This window comes from Maribacter luteus, from assembly GCF_009674825.1.
Taxonomy (GTDB): Bacteria; Bacteroidota; Bacteroidia; order Flavobacteriales; family Flavobacteriaceae; genus Maribacter_A; species Maribacter_A luteus.
The window spans coordinates 156702-172923 of the sequence record NZ_WKJH01000024.1; the positions used below are offsets into that span (position 1 = coordinate 156702).

Annotated in this window: 14 protein-coding genes; 3 read left to right on the forward strand and 11 right to left on the reverse strand. The window is 37.8% G+C overall.

The features are described 5' to 3' along the window. The first annotated feature begins 264 nt into the window (after positions 1–264). Together GJ691_RS14510 and GJ691_RS14515 are read left to right on the forward strand one after the other, a co-directional pair. On the forward strand, positions 265–2136 hold the full coding sequence (locus tag GJ691_RS14510) for a tetratricopeptide repeat-containing sensor histidine kinase (protein ID WP_154368137.1): 1872 nt from the start codon (positions 265–267) through the stop codon (positions 2134–2136). A gap of 20 nt (positions 2137–2156) precedes the next feature. Next, positions 2157–2807, forward strand: a complete 651-nt coding sequence (locus GJ691_RS14515) for a response regulator (protein ID WP_109653766.1) — start codon at positions 2157–2159, stop codon at positions 2805–2807. 580 nt (positions 2808–3387) lie between these two features. Here GJ691_RS14515 and GJ691_RS19650 read toward each other — a convergent pair. From GJ691_RS19650 to GJ691_RS14525, 3 genes are all read right to left on the reverse strand, one after another. Beyond that, a complete protein-coding gene (locus GJ691_RS19650; RefSeq protein WP_218944459.1) occupies positions 3388–3873 on the reverse strand; it encodes a nucleotidyl transferase AbiEii/AbiGii toxin family protein in 486 nt (161 codons plus the stop codon). 182 nt (positions 3874–4055) lie between these two features. Continuing rightward, complete coding sequence (locus GJ691_RS19655; RefSeq protein WP_218944460.1) at positions 4056–4280, reverse strand: nucleotidyl transferase AbiEii/AbiGii toxin family protein; 225 nt, start codon at positions 4278–4280, stop codon at positions 4056–4058. Beyond that, positions 4273–5037, reverse strand: a complete 765-nt coding sequence (locus GJ691_RS14525) for a type IV toxin-antitoxin system AbiEi family antitoxin (RefSeq protein WP_154368139.1) — start codon at positions 5035–5037, stop codon at positions 4273–4275. Before GJ691_RS14525 ends, GJ691_RS19655 begins: the two co-directional genes overlap by 8 nt. 698 nt (positions 5038–5735) lie before the next feature. Here GJ691_RS14525 and GJ691_RS14530 point away from each other — a divergent pair. Next, positions 5736–6983 (forward strand): DUF6807 domain-containing protein, encoded by a 1248-nt coding sequence (locus tag GJ691_RS14530; protein ID WP_154368141.1) that lies wholly within the window; start codon positions 5736–5738, stop codon positions 6981–6983. 16 nt (positions 6984–6999) lie between these two features. Here the strand turns inward: GJ691_RS14530 and GJ691_RS14535 are convergent, their stop codons facing one another. The 8 genes from GJ691_RS14535 to GJ691_RS14570 all read right to left on the reverse strand — a co-directional run bounded on the left by GJ691_RS14535 (position 7000) and on the right by GJ691_RS14570 (position 16221). Next, on the reverse strand, positions 7000–7869 hold the full coding sequence (locus GJ691_RS14535) for a DUF4861 family protein (protein WP_154368143.1): 870 nt from the start codon (positions 7867–7869) through the stop codon (positions 7000–7002). Between the two features lie 76 nt (positions 7870–7945). After that, positions 7946–9436 (reverse strand): glycoside hydrolase family 88 protein, encoded by a 1491-nt coding sequence (locus GJ691_RS14540; RefSeq protein WP_154368145.1) that lies wholly within the window; start codon positions 9434–9436, stop codon positions 7946–7948. A 76-nt stretch (positions 9437–9512) separates the two neighbouring features. Beyond that, positions 9513–10313, reverse strand: coding sequence for a DUF4886 domain-containing protein (locus GJ691_RS14545; protein WP_179955134.1), 801 nt, complete (start codon positions 10311–10313; stop codon positions 9513–9515). A 20-nt stretch (positions 10314–10333) separates the two neighbouring features. Then, on the reverse strand, positions 10334–10738 hold the full coding sequence (locus GJ691_RS14550) for a hypothetical protein (protein WP_154368149.1): 405 nt from the start codon (positions 10736–10738) through the stop codon (positions 10334–10336). A gap of 4 nt (positions 10739–10742) precedes the next feature. Further along, positions 10743–11936: a Gfo/Idh/MocA family protein gene (locus GJ691_RS14555; protein ID WP_154368151.1), complete on the reverse strand. Its 1194-nt coding sequence runs from the start codon at positions 11934–11936 to the stop codon at positions 10743–10745. 52 nt (positions 11937–11988) lie between these two features. Continuing rightward, on the reverse strand, positions 11989–13338 hold the full coding sequence (locus GJ691_RS14560; RefSeq protein ID WP_154368153.1) for a Gfo/Idh/MocA family protein: 1350 nt from the start codon (positions 13336–13338) through the stop codon (positions 11989–11991). Positions 13339–13356: 18 nt separating this feature from the next. Beyond that, positions 13357–14733, reverse strand: a complete 1377-nt coding sequence (locus GJ691_RS14565) for a 3-keto-disaccharide hydrolase (protein ID WP_154368155.1) — start codon at positions 14731–14733, stop codon at positions 13357–13359. Positions 14734–14823: 90 nt separating this feature from the next. Next, the gene (locus tag GJ691_RS14570; RefSeq protein WP_154368157.1) at positions 14824–16221 is read right to left on the reverse strand and encodes an MGH1-like glycoside hydrolase domain-containing protein; all 1398 of its coding nucleotides are present in this window, start codon (positions 16219–16221) and stop codon (positions 14824–14826) included. Position 16222: the final 1 nt, after the last annotated feature.

Here is a 16222-nt window from a genome sequence, read left to right on the forward strand (position 1 = left end):
GGTTGATTGGATAACTATTTGGCATTGGTCAAAATTAAATTTGAAGATTGATTTTTTTTACACCCTATTCTATGATTTATAAAAATCACACTTAAGCTAGAGACACTATCACACAATTGTGTGATACTGATAATCATTGTTTTAGGTGTTGGAATACACGTAGAATTGGATAACTTTGACACAATGTAATCTTTGGTTGGGTAAATCCGAATAAACCATTGGAATCATTGGAAGTTTGATTTTTGTATCACGAAAATTATTGACATGCTGGGTAAAAAGCTATTCTTTTTATTTATTATAATCGGTTTCAAGTTCGCGACGGGACAACCTAACGAGTTGGATAGTCTGAAGACGGTAGTAAACCTGATGTCAGAGGATTCTTTGAAATGCGAGACCTACTTACGCATTGCCTATCTGCTATATTCAGGTGAGGAATCTGAATGGTATGGCAACAAGGCATTGAGGCTTTCCAAGAATTTGAATAGCCCTAAACTTATCGGTAGATCATATCATAGACTGGCTTGGTGTCATGGTCTGGATGAGATGGATAAGAAAACCGCCTATTTAGACAGTGCTACAATCCGGTTTACTTCGATAGCCGATAATTACGGTCTCGGAAGTGTATACGATACTAAAGGTACAATTCTAATGGCCTATGGTTCAATCAGCGAGGCTTTGAAGGCCTATCAACAAGCCTATGATTTCTATTCAAAAATAACTGACTCTGAACGACAGGCAGGTGTACTGAATAATTGGGCGATTGCAGAATATACTGGCGGAAACACAAAAGAGGCACTTTATAAATTTCAAAAGGCTCTGGACTATAGAATAACTGAGAAACCGATCTCGCATATCGATATCGCACGCCTCTATCAAGGCTTGGGGGAGTGCCATAGAATAAATGGGGATTTGGAAATGGCGGCAACAAATTATCTCAAAGGATATGAGCACAGGAACGCCGTAGAAAATATTGGTGTGGTAGAATCGATGCTCAGCTTGGCTTCCCTGATTTATGAGGCCGCCGAAAAAAAAATGGATACATTGGCTATTGTAGGGCTCGTGAATGATTATGGGTTTGTTAGCTCGCTACACCTTATAGAAAGTGCAGAAAAGACAAGGGGAATAGCGGATAGAATTGGAATGAAAAACGCTATCATGGATGTGAGACGTCAACGTAATATATTGAATAAAGATTTTAAGGCTGCATACGAAATTCTGCTGAAACAGAAACAACTACAAGAGGAGTATAAGCTCAGTGAAAGTAGTTTGGAGGCTATGGCCGATATGAAGGTCAAATTCGAAAAAGACCAATTAAAGATCAAACTACTTGAGGAAGAGGTAGTCAATCAAAAAAGCCAAGATCGCATGACTATGTTATTATTTTCCCTCGGGGCGTTGTTATTAATCGCTATAATAGGGCTGCTCTATTACCAAAATCGTGTAAAGACGGGTCAACTCAAACTTAATGAAGCTCATAGGGAACAACAGATCGTCTCTATGCGTTCTATGTTGGAAGGACAGGAAAAGGAACGTTCGCGTATTGCCCGCGATCTTCATGACGGTCTTGGAAATTTATTGTCGACCCTGAAGGTGAACATAGGTAGCCTTCAAATCAATTTCGATGATAAGAATTCAAAAAAGATTTATGGTTCGGCCAGCCAAATGATCGATGAAGCCTGTATTGAGGTACGAAAGATCGCCCATGAGATGATGCCACAGGCGCTCAAGAAATTAGGACTCCGAAAAGCTTTGGAAGATCTTGTTTTAAAAATGGACGCCATACATGAATTCGATGCGGAATTCCATGTTCATGGAAAGGAAAGAATTTTTGATGACAGCACCAATGTGATGCTCTTCCGAATCGTACAGGAGGCATTGAACAACATTGTAAGGTATGCCAAAGCGAAAGAAGTCTCAGTGCAGATAACCTATAGTGAGGATTGGTTTGACCTCACCATTGAAGATGATGGAATAGGTTTCGACCCCAATGCATTGGATACCGACAAAGGAATGGGCTTAAAGAGTATCGCCTTCAGGACCGAATTCATTAAGGGCACCTATGACCTTACCAGTCGCCCCGGTGTGGGAACCTTGGTAACAATAAACATACCCTTGAACAATATTCCAGAAGCCTAATATAATCAATCGAATATGACATGGAGATGATAAAAGTATTATTAGCCGATGACCATCAGATAATGCTCGATGGATTAAAAGCAATTATAGCCAAAGACAGATCGCTCAAAGTAGTTGGTACGGCTTGCAATGGACTGGAAGTACTGGAGTATCTTAAGAAAGAACCTGTTGATGTGCTGTTACTTGACCTACAGATGCCCGGCATGGATGGACTTGAGACCACTTTGCATGTTAAGAAGTCCTTCCCGAATGTAAAAGTAGTCATGCTTACTACAAATGACGAAGGAAGTATCATTATGTCCTTGTTCAAGGTGGGTGCCACTGGATATCTATTGAAGAATGCCTCAAAGGAATACCTTATTCAAGGGATCAAGGATGCACATGCAGGGAAAAGAGTTCTCAGTTCGCATCTTACGGAAAAGATGATCGAAAGCCTTACCGAAGAGCCGAAAATCAAAGAAGGAACCATACCCAAGATTACCAAACGCGAGATTGAGGTGATAAAATTGATCGCGCAGGAATACACCACGCAAGAGATTGCAGATACACTATTCGTTAGCACCAATACTGTGGCTACCCATAAACGGAACCTATTTGTTAAAATGGAGGTAAAGAACTCCGTAGGTATGGTCAAAAAGGCTTTGGAATGGGGACTATTAGATCAGCGTTAGAAATTTGTTGACCCAGACACCCTTTCTTAAAGGTTTCTTTATAGGGAATATAAAGAAGTCCCTAAATGATATTCTAACGAGATTATCCACACAATTTTGCAAGACAGATTATGGGTTCAATTGCGGGTATTTAAAGCTACCATAGGCATGGTAAATCATTTTATCAAAAATCTACAAATGCATTTTAAATTTTGAATTCTAAATAAATACCTAAATTTAATATAACAACGATAGTTAAAATCGGTAAAAAAGCCTAGGTGCTCGTGCGCTTTTAATCCCTTATTTCCAGTAGCATATAAAAGTAAGCTTCCATATTAGGAAATAAAAAAGCCAGAAATCTAAAGATTTCTGGCTTTCATTTGTCGGGGTGGCAGGGCTTGAACCCAACCACATAAAACTTTACATACCAACAAGTTACATTCCAAAAAAACTTAACTGTTAGCCGATTTGTTGACGATACTTAAATGAACTTAAAGCAAAATGCCTTACTTCTGACGTTGCGAATATAAAATATGTTAATTATTAAAACAATCAATTTAGCAGCAAATCTTATAATAATCCATGTGTTTTATATTGTAAATCAACACAATACTTCTTTTAATGAGACAATAAATTTTCCATGCTTCTCAGGATTGGCATATTTGAGTTTAACAAGATTCCGTAGTTTCCATTGAACGGCGGGAAAACGTTTAAAATCATAGATAGCCCAATTGGGAGTCCCCTCTCCAAAACTTAATAAGAACTCTTTGTCTTTATCTGTTAGATTTTGATAGATTGTTTTTATCAATTCCTTTCTGTTTTTTTCAAAGTCCTCATAGGTAAAGGGTTCTGGACCCATACCGTCAAACTGGTTAATCAAGGTTTCTCTTTGGTCAATAAAATAGGGATGCAACATTTCGTGTAGGGGCCTGTTGCTGCTCAAAAGGAACAATATGAAACCTTTTTTGATTTCTTCGGTGAATCCTTCATTTTCCAACAGGTATTTTACATCAAACATATCCCTAGGATGCTGACGGTCCAATGCTGCGCAGATTTTTCCGCCATACAATTGCCCTAAAGGAACCACAGGAACAACACAGAAAGCATCAAACTCCTCTTAGGTCTTTTCACATAGTGGCCATGTTAATGTTTTATCCATGACCTTCTGTTGATTTGGTTCACTTCCAATTTTATCTGTGCGTTTGAGGTCGTGATTTGAAGTTTCAATTTGTCCCTTTTTAAGGTAATTGAAGCTACTAATAACATTTTTTAGAGTTGTGTTTTTATACGGTCAAGACCATCAATAATATTCTTAAAGGATGTCTTTCTGTCCTCTATGGGAATATAGGTCAAATCAATATCCACGGACAATCTGGGCATGTCCCATACAAAGAGGTTGATAGCCGTACCCCCATCCAGTGGGAAAATCGGTTCCTTTGCCACTTCTGGCAATACCTGTAACAATAGGGAAACCTGTTGCTTATAATTACTCATAATTTTCCAATGCTTTAGGAACAGTAATTTGATATTTGGATATATAAACACCGTCCTTTAACAAAGAACGTTTTCCTTTTCCAAGGTATATATTTTCCAAACTCATATATTTAAACCAATCGTGCCCTACCTTTTCTGCCATATACAGGAAAAGTCTTTTCACTTTTACCGAGGTACAAGCTTCCAAAAGTCCTTGTACCTGTTTCGGCCTAAGGTTGTTCAATCCCTCCATGATTTCGTAGCACTCGACCAGTTCTTGCTTTTTGGGCGATAGGTACAGACATTCCATTAAAGCTCTTGCCGAGTTGGACACCAACAAACTGAAAGCTCCTTGTTCCAAAGTTTGTAGTCCTATATTGGGTGGCAGAAAAGAGGAACTAAAGTAGTTTATTTTTACCTCCCAACTGTATTTTGAAAACCAAGCGGGTAATTTTTCTTCGCTTCCCCCAAACAACGTTACCTGCTTTGTGGATAGCTCCAGATAATGGGTCTTTCCCAATAAGGATAAGGCCGTTTTACCTCCTGGATGGACACTTAAGTTAGCTTGTTCTTGCAATGCATACAATGCTCCTTGATAGTTTGGCTTATCTCCCATTCGCATCCAAGCCCCTGGTCCTATGGAATATATCCAACTGCTCTTTTTATATCGATTAAGCAATTGTGTTGAGAACCCATTTTTCGTTAACCATGAACTCAAATAGACAACTCCCGGAGGCTGTGAATTAAGAAGATGGTTTATTTTTTGCTCTTTTTCCAAACTGATAGCTTCTATTATTAACTTTTTTTAAACCACAAAAAACCTTGCGGTTTATTTTATCTCAAATACACAAACTATTAGTTTGTTTATTTATATTTTAATAAACTTTAATATTCCACAAAATTCAGCTTTATTTAAGCCTAATTTGACATAATCACTATTCGACACAATTAATTTTATATTTTGGATAATTTGAAAGTGCTTTTCCTATTTTGAGAACTATTGATTTAGAAGAAATAAAAAGAATTCCTGAATACGCCCCTAGCGTGAAAAAAACAGTAATAGTATACTACCCACGCCGGATGAAAGAGAACCACTGAAAAATCGATTCTATTTGTAAAGAGCCAAAGGTCTTTTTTTTGTTAAAAAGATAATGGCCAACAAACAAAAAGACATGCGAAAAGTAAAACAGATATTCAAGTTGTACAGTGAGGGCGTGAGCAAGCGCCGGATAAGTTCACGGTTGGGACTTTCCCGCAATACCTTTTTTAAGCGTGGACTTTCAACAAAAAAGTAGACCATTAGATCAGCCAACATGTTCTTTTCTTAATATCAATTCAAATGTAGTAAGTCCAGATCATTACATAAATAATGTACTTAAAATTAAACATATTTTCACCTTGAATTCTCTATCTTTAATCTGTCCATATTAACCAGAAGACGTCAATAATTCTATATTCAACAAATTAGACTTTTTAATGAAATTTTTTCATGTAACGTTATTAATACTGTCAAGCTTTTTTTTATCCGCTCAAGAGCTTATCAAATTTCAAGTTGAAACGGGTAAATATGACCGTATGGATTGCCCTATAACAGTACGTATTTCACAAGAGTCAATTCTTAAAGGAAACTACAATCTACAGCTAATTGAACATGAAACCGATGATAAAACTCCCTTGGCTGCCCAACTTGATAAAAAAGCAGGTAAATTATATTTTGTTTTAAAGGGTTTTACCCCGAAAAATACCACTAGAAAATTTTCCTTAATCCATAGCAAAATAGAATTTAGTTTTCCTGAAGTTGATATGTTATGTAGCGAAGGATCATTACAATTATCCTATAAAAACCATCCTATTTTGAACTATCAATATGATCTTGTTTATCCTCCAAAGGGCATAGATTCAATATATAAAAAATCAGGATTTATCCATCCATTGTGGTCACCAGGTGGGGAAGTTTTGACAAGAATACAACCATCCGATCACTTTCACCACTACGGAGTTTGGGGGCCATGGACAAAAACTAAAATTGAGAATCGTCATGTAGATTTTTGGAATTTGGGAAAGGGGGAAGGGACCGTGTTATTTAAAAAATTCATCTCTAAAAAAGTTGGTCGTGTTTTTTCCGAATTCACCACCCTACAAGAACATATGGATTTGGTGGGCAAAAAGGAAAATAGAGTGGCTATTAACGAATACCTTGAAATACGAGCTTGGAATTTAGGTGACGAAAAACCTTGGTTAATTGATTATTCTTCCAAAATCAATAGCCCTCTTAAAGATGGTATTCTTTTAGACACATATCATTATGGTGGAGGAATAGCGTTTAGAGCAACAGAATTATGGCAAAAAAACAATATTTCAATACTAACTTCAGAAAATAAAAACCGATCCAATGCAGATGGAAGCTCTGCAAAATGGGTCCTTATTGAGGGAACAACCCATACAAAATCCGGTAAAGGCGGTATATTGTTTATGAGTCATAAAGAAAATAAACATTTTCCGGAACCTATGCGTCTTTGGCCTTCTGATGCTAATGGAGGTAAAGGTGATCTACTTTTCGAATTTTGTCCCATCCGTAACCAATCATGGAAACTTGATAGTAATAAAAACTACGAATTAAAGTACAGAATGCTTGTTTACGAAGGTATTATAAATGCCGAGCATGCAGAAATAGCATGGCAAGGTTTTGTCAATCCTCCAACTGTTTTTATAGAAACCAAGTGATATACCCAATCTTGATTCAATTGAATTTTGATTCTTTCCCCACATACTTTACAAACCTTTCAAAATTATTGACATCGGCTTCTTTTGCATTGGCTGAAGTTATCCAGCTTTCAATTCGTTTAGTAGGTTTGGAAATAAGTAAATATTCATCTTCTTTATCGATTTTTTTAATGAAATTATTAGGATCGAATATTATTGCCGCTCCTATCTCTATTTTTTCCAAGGCCACATCCTCGGGATGTAAACCCCACGTAATGAAATAATTAGATTCTTTTTTTACTTTTTGATTTGGATGATGATTAATTCCGGTTACGAATTGCACCGGTTTCGAAGTAAGTGCAAATGCTTCCACCTTGGCTTTACGGAGACCAGTATAAACTGTTACTCTAACCAATATATCGACATTAATATTTTTATAGGGCACTCCTTCTGAAAGCATTTCCATATAAGAGGTAGTTCCTTCCTTTACCACTCGTGCGGACCTTTTACTTACGGGGTTTAATGGTACTACTTTTTCTCCATCCCACAAGCGTATACCCCCAAGTCCAACCGTGTTTCCTGCTTTATAATAATCCGCTCCCCATCCATTTTTTTGTTGTTCCGCATTTGGGTACCATTTCACTTTGCCCAACTCTAATCCCTTATTCGTTTTAGAGTAAATATCAATCGCGGCCAATTTATTGAAATAAATTCTAAAACCCAGCCACTCATTTTCTATGGCAGGCCCATGATGACCTAATTCATTAAACAAATCACCTTCATTTGAGCTGACCTCATTAAGGAATTTGGTACTATCCTTTTTAAAAAAAAGACTTACATCGGTATTATTCTGTGTACGACCAACATAGTTGAAAAACACCATGATCATAACTGTTATTAGACGCATATTCAATTGTTTTTATATTCTTTTTATTTATATCAGGAACTATCTGATTACATAGGCCCCTGTTAATTGACGGTTATTATCTAAAGGCGTATAACTGTGCCATCATACCCATTCCCATTTGGGCAATTACCCGATAGTCACTTTGCTGCAATCCAATTCCACCCCTATTATCCTGGGCCACTCCCTTGAGGAAGCCATCTGGCGTAATGTAGTCCTGCAGACCCATCCAGCATTTTTCAGCAGCTTTATTATATGATGGATTCAGAATACCGTTTTCCACTCCTGTTACGATTGCTGCAGAAATGCCCGCGGAACCTGAGGTATCGGGTGCAACATCTTGATCCATAAAGCAATTCCACAGACCATCCTTTTGTTGCATCGATATTGCTATATCAACCCCTTCCCTAAATTTTCCTGTAATTTCTTCATCCATGAACTCTTCCTTCAATTCAGAAATCGTCCTAACAAAGCCCAGTAAGAACCAAGCTGCACCTCGTGCCCAATTCCGAAACGTTTTTTCCCGCTCATTATAGCGCAAATAAAAATTACCACCTTCAATCAATACCAACCTATGACGGAGTTGGTCCATAGCTTTGTGCATTAAATCTTTTCGTTTCCATAACCTCCCAACAACTGCCATCGGGTAGGCCACTGTATAACAACCTTCTGCAGTCCGGGTCATACCATCGGTTACCATCCCGTTTTCCATGGTATATGTATCCCAAGCCTTGACTACCGTCTTTAAAATCGGATGGTTGGCATCTATCCGCGCTAACGTCGCAAATGGAATGGTTGATTCAATTCCGTCCATCTGATTCAATTTGGGAATACTCCGTGCATTTTCATAAATCAGGTTTTTATTTTCATCGAAAAACAATTTAAAATGCTTTTTGATGACTTCCAATGCCTTTTTCTCCCCCTTTTGCGAATATAGCTGCCACAGACCATCAAGGACGGTTCCTTCACGCCAGCCAAACGCCTGAATGGAGTTGACCGACATAAAACGGTCCAAGAAATCCTGAACGGAACCATGCTCCTCTGTAGTAGCAAGAAAGTGTGGACATAAAGAGCCATTATCCATATCCCTTGATTGCTGATCAAAAATCCAAAGTGGTTCGGAGGCCTCCAATAAAAGCTTCAGACCATGTTCTTTGATGGACCGTGCATGTTTTTTATCAATTTCCAGTTCATAGGGAACCAGTACGGAAGAACTCCTTATATCAATTATTCCTAATGTAGTATCCTTACCTGCTATTTTAACATGCACCAATTTTTTATCCCAAGTTTCCTGTGCCGTTGAGATTCGTAAAAAGAGGTTTGTTTCCGGAAAATCTTTTTCTGGTTTTAAAACTATTGAATCATCAGGCCTAATTCCAATTGCAGGCCACCCAAAAGCCACTCTTTTTCCTTGAGCAATATTGATCGGATTTGAAGAAATAATTCTTAAATCAACTCGCTGTGTTCCTTTATAGTTGCCATTCGAAAACAAATTGCATGCAGTTGAGGTCCAAAGGCCAAGCCCAACACCCACTATCGGTAGTGTTTCTAAAAATGTTCTTCGCTTCATATTTGAATAATTTTGTTTAATCGGTTTTCTTTAAAAAAACAATGTGATGGTTTTAATAAATATCACAGTGAAGGACCTAACTTTTTTTTGCTATTCTTCTTAAAAAGCGAGCAGTTTTTTTGGACATTTCATCCGGTTTATATCTTATTTTCTTTGGCGATTTTCCAAACAACTCTTTAAACCAAACACTTCCAGCAAGGTAGCAGCCGTTTATATTGGCATGATACCGATCATTCAAACTCCAAAGATCAAGACCTTTCCTTTTCTTGAAAGAACGATCAAAGGCATCACCTGAATGCAAAATGACTGAATTATATCTTTGGGAAAGGGTTATATAATTTTTTTTCAACCTTTCGTACATTTGATTCGATGTAATCCCAAACCCATCTAAACGGGGACAATCCGGTGCGTATGCCCAGGTTTCATGAATATAAATTTTGGCCTGCGGTGCATATTTACTTACATAATCCCTGATTTTATCAGCATAAGGCTGAAATGATTCGGTTTTAAAGCTAAGAGTACTTACCTGTTGAATGGTAACTATATCCCAATCATCAGTTAACAGCCATTCTTTTAATGACTTACCACTGTACGGTTTAATTGTGGAATCCAATTCACTTTGCTTTATAAGTTCTGCATGTTTTTCCAAATTGCATCCTCCAATATTGGCTTTGCCAATAATAATTTCGCACCCCCTCACCGATTCGGAAATTTGTTTCAAATATTTGCTGGCATTATCCGCAAAGCTATTACCTATGGTCAAAATGCGAATTGTATCCGATGCCTTATTATGTATACTGTTCGTAAACGCTTTCGCCGGAAGCGTAAAAAGTAGAATTAATAGTAAACCATAAAAATTGATTGTTAGTTTTTTCATAAAATAGTTCATTTAAATTTTTATTCAATTAATATTACAACTCCGATACTATCAGGTAACATGATGGATGCCCCCGTGGTGTTCCTCTTATATTGATCAAAGACTACATTAACGGGGGGGGGGGGGGTGGCATCTAGGTTTTTAAGTTTCGGTTTTCGGTAACGTATCGTAACCCCTGGATTCCGGTATATCTTATTAGGGGGAGCTAATTTCTCCCCAAGGTGGGTTATGAGGGAATCTCTTTGGCTTTGTTTGGCCGTAATTTGAACGGTACCAAAAAAAGCATTTCCAAAATAAATAAAGTAATGGCCTTCATTTATTTCAACAATGTTTTTAGGCTGAAAAAAAGAGTTTTTTAAATCTGGTTTTTTCGCCTTGTGCTGTCCTTTACTATTTGCAACATTAAATAGAAGAGTGTTTTTCATTATATTAGGAATACTTGTAGAAAGAAGGGGCCTTGATGATTTCATTATTATACATAGCATCCAGTCCCATTTGAATACATTTAGCAGTGTTGGCACCAGTGGCGATTCCTGAAATGGGTGTTTTGTTTGCAATTACATTATCCCTAAAATCAATTAGAGCCTGTAGGCTTGGCTCCTTGTGTTCAATTTCTATTGGGAACCCCAAATTCTTGTTCCACTTGGTAGTTGCACCGGAAACACCATCAACAACACCTAATTCTTTTTTCCCTCCTTCTGGATAAAACCAAGCTTTTGTGTAATTTAAAACGATGGTACCTTTGTCTCCCATAACTTTTATTTGGTAGCCATCTTTGGCATTGGAAGTTAGACACGTGAATTTAGCTTTCACTCCTCTGGCATAATTATATATTAAGTGGATATTGTCGTAAGTTTCACGTCCGTCTTTCCAATAGTCCACTCCTCCTGTTCCCATAACCTGTGTTGGGGTTTCACCGAGCACCCAATTGACAAAATCAATTTGGTGCGAGCAAAGTTCGGCTGCAAGACCTCCCGAAAATTCACGGTATATGCGCCAATTGATCAATTTTTCCAATTCCGGATTTGGCACCGGTCTTCTCCAATTACCATGACGGTTCCATTGGCATTCAAAAGCTGCAATTTTTCCTATTTTACCTTCTTGAATGAGATTTACGACGTGGGTATACAATCTAGAACTATGGTATTGATGTCCGGTTTGAAAGGTGAGATTACTGTATTGTTTCGCCATTTCCGCTAAATTGTCTATGGCGGCGTAACCTTTTGCCATGGTTTTCTCACAATAGACATGTTTCCCGGCATCAAGGGCTTCCATGGCCACTTTAGAGTGCATATTAAAAGGAGTTGTGACCAGAATAGCATCAATGTCCTTATTGTCCAATAGACTTCTATAGTCTTTATATCCTTTTGCTTTACCGTCCACGGTTTTTAAACCATTTTCCAATCGAAATGGCAAAACATCACAGCATGCGATAACATTAAAATTATCAATTGTATTTATATTATGGGTAAGACCGGTACCTCTATCTCCAGTACCGATAACTCCGATGTTCAAAGTTTCATTTGCATTTTTAAAATCAAAAGCCTTGCCCATGGCAAATGCCGATGTTAAAATTGTAGCAGTCGTCATAGAGCCTTTGATTATAAACTCTCTTCGTTTCATGTTTTAATCTTTGGGTTTCAGGCAGAAAATCACGGTTCATTAAAAAAAGAGACTAAACAGGTTTTATCTCCCAGCCTGGTTCATAGGTCCTTGACCATAACTTCATGGCTTCCCTATTAAAAATACGGCCTGTATTCTCATCAACTTCAAATGACTGGTCTATTCTGGAAGCAATATTGGCATAATGTGTCAGCATTTGGCTTATCGCACCTTGTTCAATAGGGGAGGTTAGTTCGGCCTTTCCTCTTATAGTGTCAAAAAAGTTAAGGGTATGAGCTACCGTAAGACCACCACCACCGCCTAAGGTATTTCCATTTTCAAGTCCGGAAATTACATTTTCTTTTATCAATTCCCCCTTTAGGTTATATAATTTATAGCCGTCCCTGTCTATAAAAACAGAACCTTCGGAACCATAAATCAACGTTCCTCTACCGAAGCCATATTTATCGTAACCGTTCCTACTTCGTCCGTCCCATTGAATGGTCCTATTGTTGGCAAAACGGAAGGTAGCCTCCATAGTGTCATACATTTCCCAACCATCATCTTTATAATGGAATTTTCCGGATTTCACTTCTACATGTTCAGGGTATTTTACGTCTAGGGCCCAACGGGCAATATCCAATTCATGGGTGGCATTGTTTCCCATTTCTGCGGTACCATAATCCCATCCGTACCAATGCCAGTTGTAGTCCCAAGTATTGTCCGTATAAGGTCTTCTGGGGGCGGGACCTTGAAATAATTCCCAATCCAGACCCTCAGGTGGGTTTGTTCGTACTTGGTGTGGCACACGGCCCCTTTTATTAGTGTAGAAAGCTATCGCATTGTATACGTCCCCAATAATACCATTGTGGATTTCCTTGATGATTTTTTGTGACTGTAATGACGAACGCTGTTGGTTACCCATTTGCACAACTTTATCGTATTTCTTTTGGTAGGCGATAAGTAATTCCCCTTCTTCAAGATTGTGGCTACATGGTTTTTCCAGATACACATGTTTTCCTGCCTGCATGGCCATACAGGCACCTGGTGCATGCCAATGGTCCGGTGTGGCCATAAAAATGGCATCAACTTTTTTGTCATCAAGGATTTTTCTGATATCGTTTTCCAATGCAGGTTTATGATGGCTGTTTTGTGAAACGAATGTTGCAGCCTTATCGCGTTGGCTTTTCATGACATCACATAAATAGCTTAATTCTATATTGTTTTTTTTATCTATTATGGGATTCATGTAGGAGCCATAACGCCTACCTAAACCTTGTATGGCAACGTTTATCCTATCGTTGGCACCGATTATTTTATCATAACTTTTGGCTGACATAGCATTGGCACTATTGGATACAAATGTGGCACCTACTGCACCCATGGCGGTTTTTTTTATAAAATCTCTTCTGTTTGAACTCATTGCGTATGGTCTTTATGGTTATTTAAGGGGGCGGACTTTTATGTTCTTAAAGGAAACCAGATTTCCGTGGTCTTGTAATAATATTTGTCCTTTTTCCAATTCACCGAAATTAGGCCATTTTACATATTTACTTTCGGAAACCAGTTTTTTGTAAGCATCGCTTTTTCGTTCATATTCCAAAACCTTCATACCGTTCAACCAGTGTTCTACGTGGTTGTTTTTTGAAATGATATGTGCCGTGTTCCATTCACCAATAGGGTTAACGGGTTTGTTTGTATCGGCTTTTATCAAATCATACAGGGAACTAACTGTTCGGCTGCCTTCATGATTACCCAATTTAGCATCCGGGTGCAGATCATCATCCAATATTTGATATTCCAAACCAATGGAAGAACCAGCTCCCTTGTTCAACTCTGTATCCACATAGTATTTTACTCCACTATTGGCACCGGGAGTTAATTTAAAATCGACCATGAATTCGAAATCACCAAACAGCTCGTTGGTTACAATATCGCCACCTGCTCTGGATTCCGCACCTCCGGATGCTAACACACTAAGCACACCATCTTCTATAACCCAGCCTTTTTCAGGGAAACCTTCTAATTTGGCACCACGCCAACCGTTCGTTGTCTTGCCATCCCATAGTAATTTCCATCCATTTTTCTTTTCACCAATGGTCAACTGGTTTTTCGTGATGATTGGCTTAATGGGGGTCTTTTTGGAATATTGTGATAGACTATCAGTTAGTATATTTATGTTTTTCCAGATAATTTCCGTTCCGGCCTCTTTATCATCATGGATGCTATGGACTTGTAAACAAATAAAACCGCTGTCGGTTTTATCGTCGATCAAATGGGCGGCTGGTACATCGTTCACCCATGTTTTAATGGTATCCCCAATGGCCTCAATTCGATAATGGTTCCATTCGTTCTGTTTAAATGCTTTTTGGGCTTCCGGATTACCGTCCATGGTATTCAACCAGCCACGTCTGGCCTCATCATAAATACCACCGCTCCAAGCCCTATCGGAAGGGTCGATTTCAATTTGATAACCATGAACGCGTCCGTTCTTATAATAAGGAAAACTATTACTTCGAATCTGTATGCCCGAATTCATGCTCGAATCCACTTTAAAATCAACCTCAAGGATAAAGTCGGAATACATACCGTTTGTTGTTAAAAAAGAATTTGGAGTGTCGTGTACGGTACTGCCTATTATCATACCTTCTTTAACGGTATAATTGGCCTTGCCACCTTTTTGGCTCCAACCGTTTAGATTTTCACCATTGAACAATGGTTTCCATGGCGTGTTGTCTTTTTCTGCTTGGCTGCAACTGAGGAATAAGCCTACGATTGCCACTAGCAACATTTTACTGTAAAGTCCAGAATTTTTCATGTTTGTTTTTTTATATACTTTCCATTTTAAATAAAATTATCCTTCCGACCCCTTTCCAATTCATTCAGGTAAAAAAGTCGTGAATATTAACTACTCCAATTCAATGATTAATGTGTTTTCACCTTTAATATTTGAATCGATTTTATAATCATCAATCTGTCGACCATTCAACATAAATGATTTGATTTTATTTCCATTACCCAATAAAGTTATATTAAGCGTCGAATTACGATAAACAACATCATTCAACTGCAAATAATGAATATTCTCGGGTAAATAAGGAGCGAAAACAATCCCATTGTTTTCCGGTCTCATTCCGGCCAAACCAAAATATATCATATCAATATAGGCTGTAGCTGACCAACTTTGTATACTTACAGAGTCCCACTGATGGTCACATTGCCATCCGCCATCGGGTGCTCCTGTATAAGGATTAAATATTTCCCTGAAGTTATAATTGCCTTTATCTTCATCCAATACTAAATGTGTTAAGGCATTCAACTCAAAATCAAAATTTGTATTACTTCCGGCGATTATTGATGCTTTTGCAAAAAAACCATTTACCATCGGCCAAATAATATTATTATGTCTACCTGGTTTTTCCGCTGAATATCTAGGGAAATCAGGATAAATTGAAGTTATACCGTATTTAGAAACGTGTGCATTTCGAATTACATATGATGCTTGACTTTTATTTAGAATTCCAAATATTGTTGCAAATGATATTCCTAAACCCTCTTGGTATTTGTGAACCTTACCCAATTGATCAATTAAATAATACAACGCATGTTCTTCTTCAGAATAAAAATACTTTAGAATATTGGTTTTCAATTTTTTCGATTTCTCACTATAATCCTTAATCACTGAACTATTTACGTTCAAGATTTGGCCCATTTCAATTAAGGATTGGTATGAGCCATAATAAACACTATTCGTACTTAAACATTTTATTTTAGAAGAGTTTTTAAACTTCAAAATATTAGAAGCTTTGTTCGATGGTTCAAAAATAGGTTCGGGGTATCCGGCTATACCATCATTAAATACGGAGGGACCGGTAAATAACCCATAATCTGAATCAAAAGCTATATCTTCTAATTGGTTCATTGTATTAGCGGAATATTTATAGGCCTTCCTTAAAAATTCAAGATCACCGGTTACCTTATAATGGTTTAAAACTGCAATTGACCAAAGCATTTTGTCCCAATATTGGTGTCCAATCGTTTTATCTTTGAGGGTTACGCTCCACAATGATTTCTCCGCAACTTCTGGCCTTAAAAGGCTTACACCATTCCATGAATTTATCGCAATATCCCGTGTCCATTCACCTCCATAACCCCCGCCTGCCGCAAGAATTCCACTACGCGTGTTTATGTCAACAGTAGATATGGCAAGCTGATATGCTTCAACAATCGACTGATTATCACAACTAATTTTTTGTGCTAATAAACCATTAGCTACTAATAAGAAATAAACAAATATTATTTTCATA

Coding starts and splice junctions, on each gene's coding strand:
- GJ691_RS14570 (WP_154368157.1), bottom strand. CDS start 16,221: ATGAAAATAATATTTGTTTATTTCTTATTAGTAGCTAATGGTTTATTA.
- GJ691_RS14510 (WP_154368137.1), top strand. CDS start 265: ATGCTGGGTAAAAAGCTATTCTTTTTATTTATTATAATCGGTTTCAAG.
- GJ691_RS14550 (WP_154368149.1), bottom strand. CDS start 10,738: ATGAAAAACACTCTTCTATTTAATGTTGCAAATAGTAAAGGACAGCAC.
- GJ691_RS14555 (WP_154368151.1), bottom strand. CDS start 11,936: ATGAAACGAAGAGAGTTTATAATCAAAGGCTCTATGACGACTGCTACA.
- GJ691_RS14540 (WP_154368145.1), bottom strand. CDS start 9,436: ATGAAGCGAAGAACATTTTTAGAAACACTACCGATAGTGGGTGTTGGG.
- GJ691_RS14515 (WP_109653766.1), top strand. CDS start 2,157: ATGGAGATGATAAAAGTATTATTAGCCGATGACCATCAGATAATGCTC.
- GJ691_RS14565 (WP_154368155.1), bottom strand. CDS start 14,733: ATGAAAAATTCTGGACTTTACAGTAAAATGTTGCTAGTGGCAATCGTA.
- GJ691_RS14535 (WP_154368143.1), bottom strand. CDS start 7,869: ATGCGTCTAATAACAGTTATGATCATGGTGTTTTTCAACTATGTTGGT.
- GJ691_RS14560 (WP_154368153.1), bottom strand. CDS start 13,338: ATGAGTTCAAACAGAAGAGATTTTATAAAAAAAACCGCCATGGGTGCA.
- GJ691_RS14545 (WP_179955134.1), bottom strand. CDS start 10,313: ATGAAAAAACTAACAATCAATTTTTATGGTTTACTATTAATTCTACTT.
- GJ691_RS14530 (WP_154368141.1), top strand. CDS start 5,736: ATGAAATTTTTTCATGTAACGTTATTAATACTGTCAAGCTTTTTTTTA.
- GJ691_RS19655 (WP_218944460.1), bottom strand. CDS start 4,280: ATGAGTAATTATAAGCAACAGGTTTCCCTATTGTTACAGGTATTGCCA.